Origin of the sequence: Dactylosporangium sp. NPDC049742, assembly GCF_040674675.1 — a bacterium.
GTDB lineage: Bacteria > Actinomycetota > Actinomycetes > Mycobacteriales > Micromonosporaceae > Dactylosporangium > Dactylosporangium maewongense.
The window spans coordinates 106,610-123,139 of record NZ_JBFANF010000013.1 but is presented as its reverse complement, the minus strand read 5'-3'; the positions used below and the strand labels follow the sequence as shown (position 1 = coordinate 123,139).

Annotated in this window: 16 protein-coding genes; 10 read left to right on the top strand and 6 right to left on the bottom strand. The window is 72.6% G+C overall.

Annotated features, from left to right (window positions below; genetic code table 11):
* Positions 1–10: 10 nt before the first annotated feature.
* The 6 genes from AB0J72_RS18820 to AB0J72_RS18795 all read left to right on the top strand — a co-directional run bounded on the left by AB0J72_RS18820 (position 11) and on the right by AB0J72_RS18795 (position 4,545).
* On the top strand, positions 11–520 hold the full coding sequence (locus AB0J72_RS18820; RefSeq protein WP_363400305.1) for a hypothetical protein: 510 nt from the start codon (positions 11–13) through the stop codon (positions 518–520).
* 205 nt (positions 521–725) lie between these two features.
* On the top strand, positions 726–1,400 hold the full coding sequence (locus tag AB0J72_RS18815) for a hypothetical protein (protein WP_363400303.1): 675 nt from the start codon (positions 726–728) through the stop codon (positions 1,398–1,400).
* Between the two features lie 459 nt (positions 1,401–1,859).
* Entirely contained in the window at positions 1,860–2,426 is a 567-nt protein-coding gene (locus AB0J72_RS18810; RefSeq protein ID WP_363400301.1) for a putative immunity protein, read from the top strand.
* Between the two features lie 213 nt (positions 2,427–2,639).
* On the top strand, positions 2,640–3,452 hold the full coding sequence (locus AB0J72_RS18805; RefSeq protein WP_363400299.1) for an LppX_LprAFG lipoprotein: 813 nt from the start codon (positions 2,640–2,642) through the stop codon (positions 3,450–3,452).
* 184 nt (positions 3,453–3,636) lie between these two features.
* Complete coding sequence (locus tag AB0J72_RS18800) at positions 3,637–4,095, top strand: hypothetical protein (protein WP_363400297.1); 459 nt, start codon at positions 3,637–3,639, stop codon at positions 4,093–4,095.
* A 3-nt stretch (positions 4,096–4,098) separates the two neighbouring features.
* A complete protein-coding gene (locus tag AB0J72_RS18795; RefSeq protein WP_363400295.1) occupies positions 4,099–4,545 on the top strand; it encodes an SMI1/KNR4 family protein in 447 nt (148 codons plus the stop codon).
* A 17-nt stretch (positions 4,546–4,562) separates the two neighbouring features.
* Here AB0J72_RS18795 and AB0J72_RS18790 read toward each other — a convergent pair whose 3' ends face one another.
* Positions 4,563–4,910: a hypothetical protein gene (locus AB0J72_RS18790; protein ID WP_363400293.1), complete on the bottom strand. Its 348-nt coding sequence runs from the start codon at positions 4,908–4,910 to the stop codon at positions 4,563–4,565.
* Positions 4,911–4,998: 88 nt separating this feature from the next.
* Between AB0J72_RS18790 and AB0J72_RS18785 the strand changes: the two genes are divergently transcribed.
* A complete protein-coding gene (locus AB0J72_RS18785; protein ID WP_363400291.1) occupies positions 4,999–5,898 on the top strand; it encodes a septum formation family protein in 900 nt (299 codons plus the stop codon).
* 53 nt (positions 5,899–5,951) lie between these two features.
* Entirely contained in the window at positions 5,952–7,211 is a 1,260-nt protein-coding gene (locus tag AB0J72_RS18780) for a hypothetical protein (RefSeq protein WP_363400289.1), read from the top strand.
* A gap of 67 nt (positions 7,212–7,278) precedes the next feature.
* Here the strand turns inward: AB0J72_RS18780 and AB0J72_RS18775 are convergent, their stop codons facing one another.
* The 4 genes from AB0J72_RS18775 to AB0J72_RS18760 all read right to left on the bottom strand — a co-directional run bounded on the left by AB0J72_RS18775 (position 7,279) and on the right by AB0J72_RS18760 (position 10,904).
* Positions 7,279–7,950, bottom strand: coding sequence for a GPP34 family phosphoprotein (locus AB0J72_RS18775; protein ID WP_363400287.1), 672 nt, complete (start codon positions 7,948–7,950; stop codon positions 7,279–7,281).
* A 47-nt stretch (positions 7,951–7,997) separates the two neighbouring features.
* Entirely contained in the window at positions 7,998–8,642 is a 645-nt protein-coding gene (locus AB0J72_RS18770) for a hypothetical protein (RefSeq protein ID WP_363400285.1), read from the bottom strand.
* Positions 8,629–9,792, bottom strand: coding sequence for a hypothetical protein (locus AB0J72_RS18765; RefSeq protein WP_363400283.1), 1,164 nt, complete (start codon positions 9,790–9,792; stop codon positions 8,629–8,631). Before AB0J72_RS18765 ends, AB0J72_RS18770 begins: the two co-directional genes overlap by 14 nt.
* 62 nt (positions 9,793–9,854) lie before the next feature.
* Complete coding sequence (locus AB0J72_RS18760) at positions 9,855–10,904, bottom strand: aldo/keto reductase (protein WP_363400281.1); 1,050 nt, start codon at positions 10,902–10,904, stop codon at positions 9,855–9,857.
* Between the two features lie 238 nt (positions 10,905–11,142).
* Here AB0J72_RS18760 and AB0J72_RS18755 point away from each other — a divergent pair, with 238 nt between their 5' ends.
* Positions 11,143–15,192 (top strand): hypothetical protein, encoded by a 4,050-nt coding sequence (locus AB0J72_RS18755; protein ID WP_363400279.1) that lies wholly within the window; start codon positions 11,143–11,145, stop codon positions 15,190–15,192.
* Positions 15,193–15,197: 5 nt separating this feature from the next.
* On the top strand, positions 15,198–15,797 hold the full coding sequence (locus AB0J72_RS18750) for a sugar O-acetyltransferase (protein WP_363400277.1): 600 nt from the start codon (positions 15,198–15,200) through the stop codon (positions 15,795–15,797).
* A 44-nt stretch (positions 15,798–15,841) separates the two neighbouring features.
* Here the strand turns inward: AB0J72_RS18750 and AB0J72_RS18745 are convergent, their stop codons facing one another.
* Positions 15,842–16,495 (bottom strand): helix-turn-helix domain-containing protein, encoded by a 654-nt coding sequence (locus AB0J72_RS18745; RefSeq protein ID WP_363400275.1) that lies wholly within the window; start codon positions 16,493–16,495, stop codon positions 15,842–15,844.
* Positions 16,496–16,530 lie beyond the last annotated feature (35 nt).

The window sequence follows — 16,530 nt, the reverse complement described above, 5'->3', positions numbered from 1 at the left end:
AGTCCGATTCTTGGACCTGTTCATGAGTCGGCGGTACCGCCTCGTCGCCCTCGTCGTCGCCGCTGCCGCGGTGCTCGGCATCGGCGTTGTGCTGTACCTGCGGCCGTGGAACTGGTGCGTGCAAGGCGACTGCCGGGCCGCGAACTGGACCGCCGACAGAACTTCGATCGCAGGCTTCACCCAGTCGGATCGTCAGTATCTGCAGGGTCACGTGGAAGTGGTGCTGGTCGGTCCGTCGGACCGCATGCCGAGCATTCTCACGTACTATGCCGGCCCGATCGATCTGCAGAGCGCCAACGACCGCAGTCAGGGACTGTACGAACAGATCGCACACGGTGTGGGCAACGTCGATGTCGCCGGCGGTTCGCGATGCGGCGTGCTGCTGACGCGGTTCGCGCAGGGGCGAGCGCCGCTGCCGAGCTTCCACCTTTCCCGAGACCAGGTCACGGCCGTGACCAGTGGGCAGTCGGTGGTGCTGGTGCTGAGTGTCGGATGCGGCTACTCGCAGCTTCGCACGTAGGCGCAGCGGACGCGGGCGTGGACGCCTTCAAGGACGGACGAACACTGCCATCCGCGGAGCCGGCCTGAAGCCGTTCTTCTCGTAGAACGCTGAGGCGTCGCTGCCCCGGGCGGTCAGCAGGTACCAGTCAAGGCGCTGATGATCACCCAAAGAGGATGCCACGCGGACCCACCGCCGTGCCGGACCGTGCCTGCACACTGGAGACGTGATCAGACTGCGGCTGTACAAGGCTCGCGAACGGCAGCGTGTCATCGATCCCGCCGATCTCGAGGCGGTCTACGCGGCAGTCGACCCGGGGACCAAGCCGGTCTTCGAGCACGACGGGGTGATGGTGTGGGTCAGTGACCCCGACCACTGCCGGGTCGAGCGGTGCGTCCGTGGCCGGGATCTTCATCTGGTCGAGTCCGGAACCAACGTCCTGCCCCGTGCCCGTGGTCTGGAGATTCTGCGCACGCCCGGTGCGGACCACCGCTGGGTGCACTCGCTGGATTGGCGGTGGGGCGCCGGCGAATACCTCGACCGTGACCGTGTCGATGCGATCTTCGACCGTGCTCTCGACATGGAACCGTGGGCGCCGCCGCCGGAGGATCCAGTCGGCCTGGTGCATCTGTCGTACTTGATGTGGTTCCACAACGGGGCGATGGCCAACGGCGCCGCCTGGCCACTGGATGTGTGCACCGCCGAGCAGATCGCCGCGTTCATCGCGGCCGCCACCTACTTCGAGCTGGACGAGATCGCTGACCTGATCGGCCGCCTCGAACAGGATGACGCGCTCAGCCACGAGTACTGGGATCTCAGCAGCCCGTTCAGCGAGGACGCTTCGCTGATCCGCGACGCGCTCCGCTGCAAGCTCGTTGAGGCGCCGGGGGATTGGAGCTAGCCGACAGGGCGTGGTCGGCTGCCCGGTGAGCAGGTCTTACAGCGCCATCGGTCGGTAGCGAAGTGCCTCGTCGACGATGGCCTCGGGTGCGGCGTCCACGAGCTCGGGAGGCGGCCAGTGGATGAGGTCGCTACGGCGTCGCACAGCCGCAATCTACGCCGGCCGAGCCAAGTTCGACCTGCTCGCCGGCTACAGGTTGTAGGGGTAGATCTCGACCTGGTCGGACGGAACTTGGCACACCACCGACACGCCATCCCGCGTGCGGACCGCGTCGCTCACCTCAACCAGCACAAACTGATCTTGCCTGATGAGTGAACGCATCCGGAAGACGCGCCAGAACCCAGCTCCTCACGGACGAAGGACCGCCACTTCCCAGGACCGTTGAGGGTTTCCGACGCAGGCAAGCGGAGAGCTGGTCGCAGAGCCTCGACCGGCTGTTCAAGGATACGATTCATGGACATGGCACAGAGCACGCACACCGTGTCCGGAGACTTCGACCTGACGATGGACGAGCTGCGCGTCGTCGCGCGGTACGTGGTCGGGCACGCCGAGGACGTCCTGCCGGTCTTCGAGCAAGCCGTTCCGGACGATCCTCGCCCCCGCGCGGCGATCGACGCGGCCTGGGTGTTCATCAACGGCGCCAACAGGACGAAGTTGCAGCGCGTCACCTCCCTCGACGCTCATCGAGCCGCCCGGTCCGCACCCTCCGAAGCCGCGCGACTGGCCGCGCGATCCGCCGGCGACGCCGCCTCGGCCGCATACCTGCACCCCATCGCCCAGGCCAGCCAGGTCGGCCACATCCTGCGAGCCTCCGCGAGCGCCGCCCGCATCGGGGAGATGCTGGCGGGCGGAGACCCCAAGATCGGGGACACCCTGCTGGAACGGTCACGGCACCGCGCGACACCGCCGCTCATCGACGTGCTCCGCCGCTACCCGCCAGCCCCGACCGGCAGCAACCGTGTCGCCCAGCTGATGAGCGCACTGGACCACGCCCTGCGCCAGCCGGCTGCCCCGTCGCCGCACTGAGGACTCCAGCCACGACCTCCGAACCAGCACCGGCGGAATTGTGGCTGTGACGGTCAGGGGCCGTAGTCGATGAAGCGGCCGAGGCCGACGATCAGGCGGCTCCGACCACGGTCATCAAGGCCGGGTTGGCTTCCAGCACCGGGTACGGGAGCCCGCCGGCGCCGTGACTATCCTCGCCGGGGCGGCACGGGGCCGCCCAACGGGAGGAGACTGATGAAGTTCAGCAGGAACGTCCTGCTCGCTTTGGCGCTGTCCGGCGCACTCACCGTCACCGCGGCCTGCGGCGACAAGAACCAGAACGACAACGGCGGCGCCGCGCCGGCGGCCAACGGGTCGACCAGTGCTGCGGCGTCACCGACGGCCGACGCGCGCGCAGAGCTGACCAGCGCGTTCAGCAAACTGAGCGGCGTCGCCGTGACGTACACGACGACGACCGACACAGGCGCGGTGGCCAGCAGCAAGTTGACGGGCTCCAGCGACCCTGCCAAGAAGGCCAACAGCGGCACGATGACCATCACCGCGCAGGGGCAGCAGCTCAACGGCGAGGTCATCGTCGCCGGCACCGACCTGTACCTGAAGCTGAGCCTGCCGATTCCGGGCGTCGACCCGAAGAAGTGGATGTACATCGACGGCACCAAGACGTCGCTGAGCAAGCTGGGCCTCGGCAGCCCGGACGACCCGGCCAACGTCAAGGGCCTCGCTGACACGATCGTGTCGGCCGAGCGCACCGGCACGGGCACGTACAAGGGCACGATCGACGCGACCAAGCGCAACATCCCGGCAGCAGCAGCCGCCGCCATGCTCCAGCAGATGGGCGACGCGGCGAAGTCGGTGCCGTTCGAGGCGACGGTCAACGCCGAAGGCTACGTCACCTCGCTGACGGTGAAGATGCCCGGCGCCGGCCAGGTCCCGCCGTCAACGGTGACGTCGACGTTCGCCGACTTCGGCAAGCCGGTCACGATCAGCAAGCCCGCCGCCACGGAAACGCAACCCGCCCCGGCGGCGCTGCTCGCCCAGTTCGCCTGACCCGCAGGCAGGGCCGCCACCGCGACGATCGGTAGCGGCCCTGCCGCTGTCATCGGCAGGTCAACGCGCGTATTGCAGCAGGGGCCTCGGCTCGTCCGCGTCCCTCGATCGCCGCACACAGCCGGTCGGCCGCCGCCGCTCGCCGGTGCGGTGGCGCACGTTGCGTATCTTCAGCGTCGTGGGCATGAACACCGACTACTTCGTTGCGGTTCGCGACCGGGCCATGACCCTCGTCGAGTGGGGTCCCGGTGGCACGGAACTGCCGAAACTCTTGATGAAGTGGGTCGAGCCCGGCATTCTCGGCAGCCAGCTGTGGGGCATCATCGAGGACCTGCCTGCGTCGGAGAAGGATGTGCTGCCGATCGACTTCGACCGGTACTACGCCGTCGGTGAAGTGTTGAAGGTGAGCGATGGGGAGGAGGGCTCGTTCGGCCTCGTGCAGATCGCGGACGGTTTCGTCCGGGCCCTGGCAACACTGCCGGACGAACGGATCGCTCCGGTCGCCGAGCGTTGGGCGACCTCGGAGGAGTGGCTCGGGCCGTGGGAGCCGCACGGCCTCGACTCCACCGTCGAGGGCCTTCGCGATCTGGCGCGCTGCGTCCACGGGCCTGACCAGCGCATGTACGTGTGGTGGTCGATGTAGCTGGTGGACGACCGGGAGGCTCGGCAGGACGTGTTGCGGCTGCTGGCAGGGGTGCAGCGGGCGCCTGAGCAGCCGTTCCCTGGTGGTGCCGACGAGCAGGAGCTTGCCGACCTGGAGCGGCGCCTGGGCGGTCCGCTGCCCGCGGTGCTTGTCGACTGGCTGCGGGTGTGCAAGGGGGAAGCGATCTGCGCCGGCGGAGTGTACGGCGCGCGGCCCGATCGGGCGTCCCTCGACATCGCTGAGCGCCTGGCGTTGTATCCGCGGTGGCGGGAGTTCGGCTGGCTGCCCGTGGCCGGAGACGGATGCGGCAACGTGTACGTGCTGCTGACCCGTGGAGAGCTTGCCGGCCAGGTCGCCTTCGTCGACACGATGGCCGATGCCGACGGGATCGAGGCCGTCGAGGCGGACAGCCTCTGGACGTTCCTGCGGTCGCTGCTGATCCGCGGTTGACGGTTCGGGCGCCGTGGTCAGAGCACGTGGAGGTCGGTGACGTCGACCTGGATCTCGCCGTCGTGCTCGCGGATGAAGGTGCTGAGGGTCATGTCGCTCAGGCCCTCCTCGCGGGACCACAAGGACACGTCCACGGCCCAGCCGGCGTCGAGCTGGAGCGCGGTGGCGTGCTCCCAGGCGGCGGGCGGCAGCGGTACGAACGTGGCCGGGTACTCCCGTGCCCAGAGGCCGAGGTCGTGGTCCGGGTCGTCGCGATAGGGGCTGTGGTCCCGTGCGACACCGGCGTAGTCGCCTGCGACGAGCCGGTCGACGATCGCGGTCAGCGCCGGCCGGAAACGGTCCGGCACCGGAAGCTCGTCCAACACGCCTCCACCCCAGTGTCAGTGTGCGGCCGAGTCTATGAGACTGAGACCGCTGGGGTCGGCCGGTGGGGAGGGTCGTTAGAGTCTGCCGATGGTGCAGCGGTGGCGGCAGGTTCTGGCACGGCGGTGGCGGCACGTGGTCATGTTCGGGCTGCCGCTTGCCGCGGTCCTGCTGTCGCTGGTCCTCAAGCCCGCCGCCGAGCCCGCACCGCCGCGCGGCGGGCCGGATCCGGTCGTGGGTGCGTGCTGGCAGGGGCAGGGGCTGCACGTCGTGCTCACCGCCGAGGCGACCCCGACCGAGAGCGTGGCCTGCGAGGTACCGCACCAGCTGGAGACCGTCGCCGTCGGGCGCGTGTCGAAGGTCCTCGCCCGCCGTGCCGCGCCGCCGCAGCGGGCCGAGCTCACGGGCGAGTTCGCCGGGTGCGGGCGGACGGCCGGGGAGTACCTCGGCGCGGACTGGCGGACGCTGGACGTGTCGCTGCTGCTGTTCGCCCCGACGGCGGAGCAGTGGCAGGCGGGCGCCCGCTGGTACCGCTGCGACGTGGTGGCGCTCGGCGGGGACATCGACAGCGTCCGGGACCGTCAAGGCTCGGTGCACCGCGACCCGGCCGGTCACGAACCGTTCAGCGACCTGACCCTGGGCTGCGCCGTCAGGTTCGTCGCCGGCGACGAGTGGGCCGGCACGAAACCGACCCCGTGCACGGAGCCGCACGACATGGAGTTCGCCGGTGTGGCCGAGTCTGCGGCGTCCGCGTTCCCGGAGACCCCGGCGGCCCGCGACGCGGCGTTCGGCGACCAGTGCCGGGACCGCGCCCTCGCGTACACCGCGATGCCCGGCGACCTGATGCGCCGCCGCGCCGTCACCATCGGGTTCCTGCCGACCGGCGAACCGTCGACGTGGCCCGGCGGCGACCGCTACGGCCGCTGCTGGGTGTTCCTGCCGCACCCGGTCACCGCCTCGATCCGCGGGGCCGGCGACCTGCCCGCCTGACCGCGTGTCGTTCGGGGGCGAAAAGCATGGACAGCGCCTCCTAAGATCAGCGGATGTTTTGGCTGCGGTGGGTGCGCCGTACCGTCGCGGTGGTCGTCAGCGTGTGTGCGCTGGTGGGTGCGGTCCGGCTGGTCGCGCCCGCCACCGGCGGCACCGGTGGCGAGCCGTCCGGGGTACGGCGGCAGCTGGCGTTCCTGCGCGCCGCGCTCGACGACGGCGCCGGCGAGGACGCGCAGCAGCTGTACCCGGAGGGGTACTTCTTCCTGCACGCGCTGTACGGCCTGACCTGGGTCGAGCTCGGCATGCGCGGCCCCGCGGGCGAACGGGCGACGGCGCTTCGCGAGGCCCGCTGGGCGTGGCGGCACCTGGACGAGCCCGCCGGCAAGGCACCGTTCAGCGAGAGCCTCACCCCGCCGTACGGTGTCTTCTACCAGGGCTGGAGCAACTGGCTGCTCGGCGGCGTGCTGAGCCTGCAACCCGCGGGGCAGCGCGACCCGGGGGAGCAGGAGCGGTTCGCGGCGGCGGCCGAGGCGCTCGGCGCCGCGTTCGACGCGTCGGCGTCGCCGTTCCTGCAGGCGTATCCGGGGCAGGCGTGGCCGGTGGACTCGACCGTCGCCATCGCGTCGCTACGGCTGCACGATGCGCTGTTGCCGCCACGGTACGGCGCGACCGTCACCCGCTGGGTCGCCGGCGCCCGTGAGCGGCTCGACCCGAGGACCGGCCTGCTCCCGCACCGCGCCGACCCCGCCACCGGCGAGCCGCTCGAGGTGGCCCGCGCGACGTCGCAGAGCATCATCCACCGGTTCCTCGGCGACATCGACCCGGCGTTCGCCCGCGAGCAGTACCTGCGCTTCCGCGACCAGTACATCGTGCGCCCGCTCGGCCTCGGCCCCGCCGTGCGCGAGTACCCGGCCGGTCTGGACGGCCCGGCGGACGTCGACTCGGGGCCGCTCCCGCTCGGCGTCAGCCTCTCCGCGACCGTGGTGACCATCGGCGCTGCCCAGGTGCAGCACGACGCCCCGCTCGCCGCGGCCCTGGCCAACTACGGCGAGCTGGCCGGCCTGCCGCTCGGCACGCCGTGGACCAAGCGGTACGCCCTCGGCCTCGTCCCGGTCGGCGACGCGTTCCTCGCCTGGTCGAAGACCGCCCGGCCGTGGGTCGCCCAGGCGCCGTCCGCGCCGCCGGCGACCATCCACTGGTGGTGGCGGCTGCCCCTGCTCACCCTGCTCGCGGTCCTCGGCACCGCCCTGTGGATCCCGGCCCTGGTACGCCTCCGCAAACGCCGCCGATCCCGACCAGCCGGCGGCGCCTGACCCAGCCGGTGGCACCTGACCGCAGTGGCACCTGACCGCAGTGGCACCTGACCGCGGTGGCGCCTGATCAGCTGGTGGTGATGACCGTGGTGGCGATGGAGACGGCGGCCATCGAGGCGATGAGGGCCTGAATACGGGCGACGGCCTCCTGGACGGCGTCGGCGGCCCAGTTGCCCTTGCCGATCGCGTCGATGCGCGCCTTCAGCTCCTTCTTGTCCCGGCCGGGGAACAGCTTCACCGCGAGGCCGACCGCCTGCACGAGCCCGAGCAGCGCCGCCGTCCGATCGGGCACCGGACCGGCACCGTCGAGGGCGGCGGCGAGGTCCCGCCGGACCGCGGTCTCGGCGGCGGGCTCGGTGCCGGTCGCCGACGCGTACCGGGTGCGGGGAAACACCCACAGGACCCGGTCCTGCGCGCGGCGCAGCACCCCGGCCTCGACCTGCCGGTCGAGCAGCCGCCCGCGCAGCCCGTCGGCCAGCGGCTGGATCCAGGCGTCGGGCTTGCGCGGCTTCTTCTCCAACACGACACGGTCCAGGGCCGCGTCCGCGACCGGGTCCCCGGTCGGCGTGGCGTCGGTGACCACGACCTGGTCGCCGGTGAGGTCGATCCGCCCGGCCAGCATCAGGTCGAGCAGCACCGCCCCGGCGAGCCCGTAGTCGAGCGCCGGGTCGCCGACCAGGTGGTTGCCCTCGTCGTCGAGAGCCAGCAGCAGGAAGTGATCCGCGAGACCGTCGCTCATGATCCCACCGTAGGCCGTCCGCGCATCCCGTGCAGCGCGCGGCGGCGTCATGACGCGGGAGGAGCTCCGTTCGCCCGCAGCCAGCGGCGACGGGTGGCCGCGGCGATGCCGTGGACCAGCCGGGCCAGGTCGGCCGCTCCCTCGGCGTCGTCGGCGCGGCGCACCGTCGTCAGGATCGGCGCGACCTCGTCGAGTTCGACGCCCTCGCGGAGCAGCACGAACTGGAGCACCAGCCCGGCGAGGCGGGCGTTGCCGTCGTCGTACGGGTGGAAGAAGGCGACGTCGAGGTAGGCGCGGGCGGCCCGGGCCGTCACCGGTGTGTCCCGGTCGGCGGTCTGCGCCAGGCAGGCGGCGAACCGGTGCTCGGTGTCGGCGTGCAGCCCGTACCGTTCCCGGCCGTTCTTCGCGTGCGCCGGCGCCCGGCGGAACGTGGCGACCGGGACCCCACGGACGGTCCGGTTCCAGCGGGCCAGGAGGTCCGGGGTGAGATCGGCGCCGGCGGCGGCCTCGCGCCGCACGTCGTCGTACGCGGTCAGCAACAGGCACTGCCGCCGCGAGCCGGAGCCGGCGGCCCAGCCGGCGAAGCCGTCACGGATCGCCGGCACCGGCAGCTCCGGGTGCGGGACGAGCTCCCGCCAGCCGACGGTCTCCCGCAACCGGAGCCACACCGTCAGGTGATCAGGTTCGGTCAACGGCCACCCGCTGGGCCAGGTCCTCGGCGACCGACAGCACGACCGCTCGCTTCGGCTCCACCCAGCTGCGGAACCGGCCGCCGACCGCGTGTTCGATCAGCTCCGTCCGCCGGGCCGACTCGATGCCGGCCGCTTCGAGGAACCACCACAGCACCGTTGTGCAGCAGCCGTACCAGCCGGACTCGTACTGCGTGCGGTCACCGACGGCGGTCACCAGGTGCGCGACCGCACGCTCCCATCCGTCGATGTCGTCGCCGAGGTGCGGCAGGAACCGGTCGAACCGCTCCGCCAGGTCGTCCAGCCAGGCGCGCCACTCGATCAGAGCCGCCGAGATCGCGGCAACGGTCGCTTCGGGGGTGGTGACCGAGTGCCGGACGCAGCACCAGGAGCCGACCGGGCCACCGTCGAGGTCGCCCTCGCCGACCGACCAGCGCCAACCCACCGCCCACCGCCCGTACCGGGCGGCAAGCCCGGACGACACGCTGTCCAGCCACAGGTTTCTGAGCTGCCTGTCGGCGCCCGGAAACCCGATCGCCGCGACAAGGTCGTCCACCACCGCCCGGACCGTGCCCGGATCGAAGGGCCGATCCTGGACGTCGGTGTCCGCCCAGATCAGCTGCCACGGATAGGGCAGCGGGCCGTCCGTGGGCACGGTGTACCGGATGACCTGGATGTCGCCTCGAACGGCCTGCCAGGCCGGCGGCTCGCCGGTGCCGTCCACCTGTGCCGGGGCAGCCGCCGCGAAGCGGCCGCGGGCGTCGGTCGCGAGCTCGACCAGCAGCTCGTGCCAGGCCACCACGGCGTCGGCGAGGCGGGACAGCGTCTCCTCCGGGGTCGGGGCCGTCACCGCGGGACGCTCCGCCCGCCAGACCGGAACGGGCCCGCGACCCTGGACGTCCTCCATCGCGACGGTGTACCACCAGCACACCACCCAGTCGCCCAGGTGCTCGACCAGCGCCCGCGTCATCCGGTCGTACCAGATGTCGACCAGCCGCCAGTCGGTGCCGGCCGGCGGGACGTCGGCGGCCGGCGGCAGCGCCCGCACCAGGTCCGCGACACCGGCCGGGTCGACCACGGGACGCGCGGCGGGATCGACGTCCCGCCACCTGAGTTGCCAGAACTGCGGGAGGGATACTGGGTCAGTCGTCACGCTCGGCCTTCCGTACGGCAGCCGGCCAGACTAACGGGTTCGCCCTCCCGCTCGCCGCCCGTTTACGCCGCGGCGCGCTCGGCGACGGGGCGGCGGCGCAGGACCGGGTCCGTCAGCGACCGCGGCCGCCACGCGCCGTCCGCCCGGTACAGGTCGGTGCCCGGCGGCACGATCTCGTCGATGCGGTCGAGGGCGTCGTCGTCGAGGGTCAGGCCGGCGCCCTTCAGCGAGGCGTCCAGCTGGGCCATGGTGCGCGGGCCGATGATGACGGACGTGACCGCGGGGTGCGCGACCGGGAACGCCTGCGCCAGCTCCGGCAGCGTGCAGCCGAGGTCCTCGGCGACCGCGACGAGCTGCTCCACCACGTCGAGCTTGCGGGCGTTCTCCGGCAGCGACGGGTCGAACCGCGCCGGGTTCAGGGCGGCCCGCCCGGCGGACAGGTCGATCGGGTCGCCCTTGCGGTAGCGGCCGGTCAGGAACCCGGACGCGAGCGGGCTCCAGGTGAGCACGCCCATCCCGTGCCGGGCGGCGACCGGCAGGACGTCCTTCTCGACGCCGCGGGCCAGCAACGAGTACGGCGGCTGCTCGGTCCGGAACCGGTGCAGCGCCCGGCGTTCCGCGACGTGGTGCGCCTCGACGATCTCCTCGGCGGGGAACGTCGAGCAGCCGAACGCCCGGATCTTGCCCTGCCGCACGAGGTCGGTGAGGACCGACAGGGTCTCCTCGACGTCGGTGGTCGGGTCGGGCCGGTGCACCTGGTACAGGTCGATCCAGTCGGTCCGCAGCCGCCGCAGGCTGTCCTCGACCTCCCGCACGATCCAGCGCCGCGAGTTGCCGCCCCGGTTCGGCCCCTCACCCATCGGGAAGTGCACCTTCGTGGCGAGCACGACGTCGTCCCGCCGCCCCTGCAGCGCCTCGCCGACGATCTCCTCCGACTCCCCGGCGGAGTACATGTCGGCGGTGTCGACGAAGTTGATCCCCTGATCGAGTGCGGCGTGGATGATCCGCACGCAGTCGTCGTGGTCGGGGTTGCCGACGGCGCCGAACATCATGGTGCCGAGACACTGGACGCTGACCTGCATGCCGGTCCGGCCGAGAGCGCGGTATCGCATGCCGCGCACCCTAAGACCTGGAGTGGACTCCAGGTCAACCGCGAAACCATCGACGTCGTTCACGGGTGTCCCGAGATGATGTTGGGTGGCCGGGGTCGCCGGGGTGCGACATGATGACGCCGTGTCCGCATCCCGTCCACGGCGAGTGCCGCGTCCGCGCTGGCGGTGGCTGGCGACCGTCGCTGTCGTCACAGGGTCGATCACCGTCGGGTGGGGGCTGCAGCCGTTCGGTCGCGCGGTGGACACGATCGGCCTGGTCGCGGGTCTCGGGCAGCTCGTGTTCGCGGCGATCGCCTGGCGTCAGTCCGTCACGGCGACCGAGCCGGGCACGACCGATCATCAACGCCTGCTGGAGGCGGCCAGGTTCCTGCGCCGGCAGATCCTCCAGCAGTGGCACGACGAGGTCGGAGACCGCCGGCTGCGCCACCCGCGGCCGCTGCAGCTGCGCTGGGAGAACGCCGTGCCCGGCCGGCCGGCGTCGCTGACCATCACGCCCGGCAACCTCGTCGACGAGACGACCGGACGGGAGCCGGCCGCCGCGCTGGTGGACGCGTTCCGCCGGCTGCAGCACCGTCAGCTGGTCATCCTCGGCGAGCCGGGTGCCGGCAAGTCGACCGTGGCGATGCTGTTCGTGCTGGCCGCGGCCGACCGGGACGACGACCCGGTGTCCGTGCAGCGGCCCGTGCCGGTCCTGCTGAGCCTCGCCGCCTGGCGCGCCGACCAGGAGACGCTGCACGAGTGGATCGCGCGGCGGCTGGTCGAGGACTACCCGGAGCTCGCCGACGCCGCACGGTACGGCTCGGACGCCGCCGCGCGCCTGGTGGCCGAGCGGCTGGTCCTGCCGGTGCTGGACGGGCTGGACGAGATGCCCGCCGGGCTGCTGCCGGACGTGTTCGACGCGCTCAACGACGTCGCCGGGGTCGGCGGGCTGCAGACGGTGGTCACCTGCCGGCGGGCCGAGTTCAACGCCGCGCTCGCCGACGTCGCGCCGCTGCGGCTCGCCGCGCTGGCGGTCATCAGGCCCATCCGGGTCAGCGACTCGATCGCGTTCATCACCGGCGAGCAGGTCGACGCCGACCGCTGGCGCGAGGTGGTGGAGCGGATGCGGCAGGAGCCGGCGGGTCCGCTCGCCACCGCCCTGTCGACGCCGCTGATGACCGCGCTCGCCCGGGCCGTGTACGAGCGGCCGCACACCACTCCGGCGGAGCTGTGCGCGCTGCCCGACGTCCCCGCGATCCAGCAGCACCTGCTCGACCGGCTTCTGCCAACGGTGTACCCGGCCGGCCGCCTGCCGGTCGCCGAGCGGGCGCTGTCGTTCCTGGCGGCGCACCTGCAGGAGCGGCTCGCGACGCCGAACCTCGCCTGGTGGCACCTGGCGCGGGCGGTGCCGACCGGGGTGGTCGTCTGGTCCGTCGCGGCCGTGATCGCGGCGGTGGGTGCCGCCGCCACGGCGTACGTGCAGCCCTTCGGGTACGGCGCCGCGCCGGACGCCCTGTTCGGCGCCGGGATCGGGCTCGCGGCCGGCACGGTGGCCGGGCTCAACGCGGCCCGCGGCATGAGCGCCACCAACACGCCCGCGACCGGCCGGCGGCGCTGGACGGCGCTCGTCGGCGCGGCGGCCCGCGACGGGCTCGCCGGCGCGCTCGTCGTCTGCGCGGCGACCGGCTGGTACTTCGCCGGCCGCGCCACCTCCGGCGGGATCGGCCTGCTCTACCAGCTCATCCAGCTGCTGGTCTTCGGTACCGGCCTCGGCATGGCGCTCAGCGTGGTGCTGCAGGGCCTGGCGCTGGGCCGGGGCTCCACGCCGAACCGGGCGGCGCCCCGCCCCGGCCTGCTGGTGCCGCGGCTGGTCTCCGGGCTCGGCATGGGCCTGGCGTTCGGGCTGCCCGCCGGGCTCACGCTGGGCGTGGTCGCCGGGGTGTCCGAGCGCGACCTGCGCAGCGGCCTCATCGCCGCGCTGCTGACGGTGCTCGTCGTCGGCGCGACCGTCGGCCTGCCGGTCGGCGTCGGGCGGTGGTTCGCCACGCCGGTCGAGGCCGACACCCCGCTCACCCCGCGCACGGTGCTGCGCGGCGACCTGATCAGCCTGACCGTCACCGCGTTGAGCTGCGCGGTGGCCGCGGGCCTCGGCGACGCGCTGCTCACGACGGTCACGTCCGGCATGAGCAGCGGATCGCTGGTCCAGTTCGCCGGGATGTCGACCGACTCCCCGCTGGAGGCGGGGCCGTGGGCGGCGCTGGTCGCGTTCGGCGCGGTGCTGCTCGGCTCCGGCGCGCCGAGCGTGTCGTACATGATCGCGCACGGGTGGCTGGTGCTGTGGCGGCGGCTGCCGTGGCGGCTGTTCACCTTCCTCGAGGACGCGCACGAACGGGCGATCCTGCGGCAGCTGGGTTCGGTGTACCAGTTCCGCCACGCCCGCCTGCTGGAGCGCCTCGCCGCCGGGCACCGCCCCGGCCGCTACGGACGACTGGTCGAGACCGGCGCGGAGGTCGGCGCGATCCTGCGCGGTGAGCGCCCGCCGCCGCGGCGGGCCGCCCGCCTCGGCGTCACGGCCGTGGCCATGATCGTGCTGCCGGCGCTGCTGGTGACGGTGTCGTTCCCGGTGGCCCGCGACCGTCTCGAGGCGGCGATCGCGGCGGAGAGGAGCGACGACGCGGCCGAGCTCATCGACAAGGCGGACACCCTGCAGGAGTCCGATCCGATGACGGCGATGCGGCTGCGCGCCGCCGCGGCGAAGCTGGACTCCGACGGCTCGTCAAGGGTCGATCTCGGCTCCGTCCTGGACCTGCTCGCCACCGGCGAGGTGCTGACGTGGCGGCATGCGGCCAACGAGATCGTCGAAGGCGACCAGTGGCTGATGTTCAACGACGCCGACGGCCGTGGCACCGCCTGGGGACCTGCCGACACTGCGGCGGCCGGTCCGGTCCCGCTGGGTGACACGGGCGCGCTGTCGGGCCTGTACAGCTACGACGTCTGGGCGGAGTCGGACGGGTCGCCCCGCCTGGTGTGGCAACTGTCGGATCCACGGTTGAGGTCCGCCCACATCGACGACGACGCCGACCTGAGCGTCGGCCCGGGTGGCTGGCTGCTGTGCCGGTACCCGGACGGGCGGCTGACCGCATTCGACGCCCGCGCCTGGCCGGCGCGCGAGGTGCTCCTGGCGACCGACGTGACGGAGACGGCGAGCGACGCCGCCCGGTGGGTGTACGCCGCCGGCCGGGACGGCACCCACGTCCGCGTCATCGACCTCGCGACCGAGCCACCCCGGGTGGCGACGCTCGCCGACCCCGCCGCCAAGCTCGACGCCGCCTCCAGCGACAAGGTCCTGGTGACCACGTCGGCGACCGGCGCCGTCACGCTCTGGGACCCCGCCGACCCGGGTCGCCCGCGTTACGTGGGCGACGCGGACACCGACGCCACTGTCACCGTCTCCGGGCCGCGGCTGGTCTTCGTCGGCGACCGCCTGGTCGATGTGGGCACGACGCCCGCCCGCTCGATCGAGTACGACGACGCCCTGACCGTGCCCGGTCACGACGACCGCGCCGTCGTCCTCAGCGGTGGTGTCGCCGCGGTGGTCGACTTCGGCGCGGACCCGCCGGCCTGGCGGACCGTGGCGACCGGCGTGGACCAGATCGACCATCTCAACGAACGATGGGGGGTGCTCGGGTCCGAGACCGGCGACACCGTGAGGCTGCTGGACCTGACCCAGGATCCGCTGCGGGTCACCGCCACCGGCGAGCTGGTGAAGAATGGTGACGTGCTCGCGGACGACGCCGGGCGCTGGTCGGTGTGGAACCAGGACCTGCCACCGGTGTACGTCGGGCCCGGCGACCAGTACACCTCGGTCGCGGTCGGCGCCGAGGTCGCCGTGCTCGGCCAGCGGGACGGCAGCATCCGGATCGTGCAGCTGGCCACGGGGCAGCAGCGGGTCGTCGCGCTCGGCGGTCCCTTGGCGTCGACGGTCAACCTCACCGAAGACGGGCGATGGGCATCCGTGGCCGTGGCGGGCAAGATACAGGCGGTGGACGTCTCGACCGGCGAGGTCCAGCCGATGGGCAAGCGCGACGACTACCGGGAGGTTCGCGTCTACCGGACGAACGGGCGCGTCGGTGACTGGATCGCCGTCTGGAAGCACCCGGCCCAGCCAGGCACGACACCGACCCTGCGGCACGTCGCCGGTGACCTGGTGGTTGCCGCGTGCCGGCTCGTCCAGAAGCCGTTGTCGCCGCACGAGTGGAGGGCGCTCGTGCCACGGCTGGCCTACGTCAACCCGTGTCCGGGAGGCTGACCCCCATGGCGAGCCTTTCCGAGCAGTTCGCGCACATCGCCACCGGCGCGATGTACGACGACCTCACCGCCGAGCTGATCGGCGCCCGGCAGCGGGCGGTGCTGGCGACCAACGCCTACAACGCCGCGTACGGGCGACCGCAGGCCGAACGGGAGGCCCTGCTCCGCGAGGTGCTGGGCACCGTCGGCGAGGGCGCGCAGTTCGAGCCGACGTTCCGGTGCGAGTTCGGCACGAACATCCACGTCGGCGCGAGGTTCTTCGCCAACTTCGACTGTGTGATGCTCGACGGCGCACCCATCACGATCGGTGACGACGTGCTACTCGGCCCGAAGGTGGGCATCTACACCGCCGACCACGCTCTGGACCTCGCCGAGCGCAAGGCCGGCGGCTGCCGGGCGAGGCCGATCACGATCGGCGACGGCGTGTGGATCGCCGGTGGCGTGACGATCCTGCCGGGTGTGACCGTCGGCCACGGCGCCGTCGTCGGCGGGGGCAGCGTCGTCACCCGGGACGTGCCCGCCGGCGCGCTCGCCGTGGGCAACCCCGCCCGGGTGCTGCGCCAGATCACCGACGCGGACCGCACCGGCTACGTCCCCACGCACTGAGCACCGCCGGGACAAGCCGGGAGCGCTCGCCCCGGCAGGAGCGTTCAGGTGGGCAGGAGCGCGCGGCGCATGCTGGTGGCCAGCCAGCGGCGGAACGCGTCCTCGGTCCAGCCGCGCTGTGACACCAGCGCCGCGTGGTGGCCCGGGTCGTTGTAGATCCACAGCACGTCGGTCGCGGCTTCTGTGTCGAGTGGCGGGGCGAGGTCGCCGAGCGTCTGGACGTGCCGGACCACCATCGCCGCGCCCGCCCGGCGGTTGCGCTGCAGGGTGTCCCACAGCTCGGCGACCTCCGGCGCGTCGTCGGCCGCCCTGCGGACGGTCTCGAACAGCAGGGCGGCGCGGCGGGCGATGACGACGCACGCGTCGGCGTAGGCGTCGAGGGCCGCGCCGGGCGTGGTGGCGTCCCAGACGGGGCGGAACCACGGCCTGTCGGCGACGGCCACGGGCTCGTCGTCGCCGGCGAGCGCCTGGTCGAGCACCTGCTTGAGGAGTGCGGGCTTGGAGCCGAAGGCGGCGAAGACGGTCGGCCGGGCGACCCCGGCGGCGGCGCCGATCTCGGCCAGCGAGGTGACGACGTACCCGCGCTCGACGAACAGCTCGCCGGCCGCGGCCACGATCGCCCGGCGGGTCCGCTGGGCGCCCTCCTCGCGGACGGACGACTGGTACCGCCGCCGCGGTTTGCCGTTGACATCACTCATGGTTCCGCCATACTAGCAACGTATTCATTAGACAG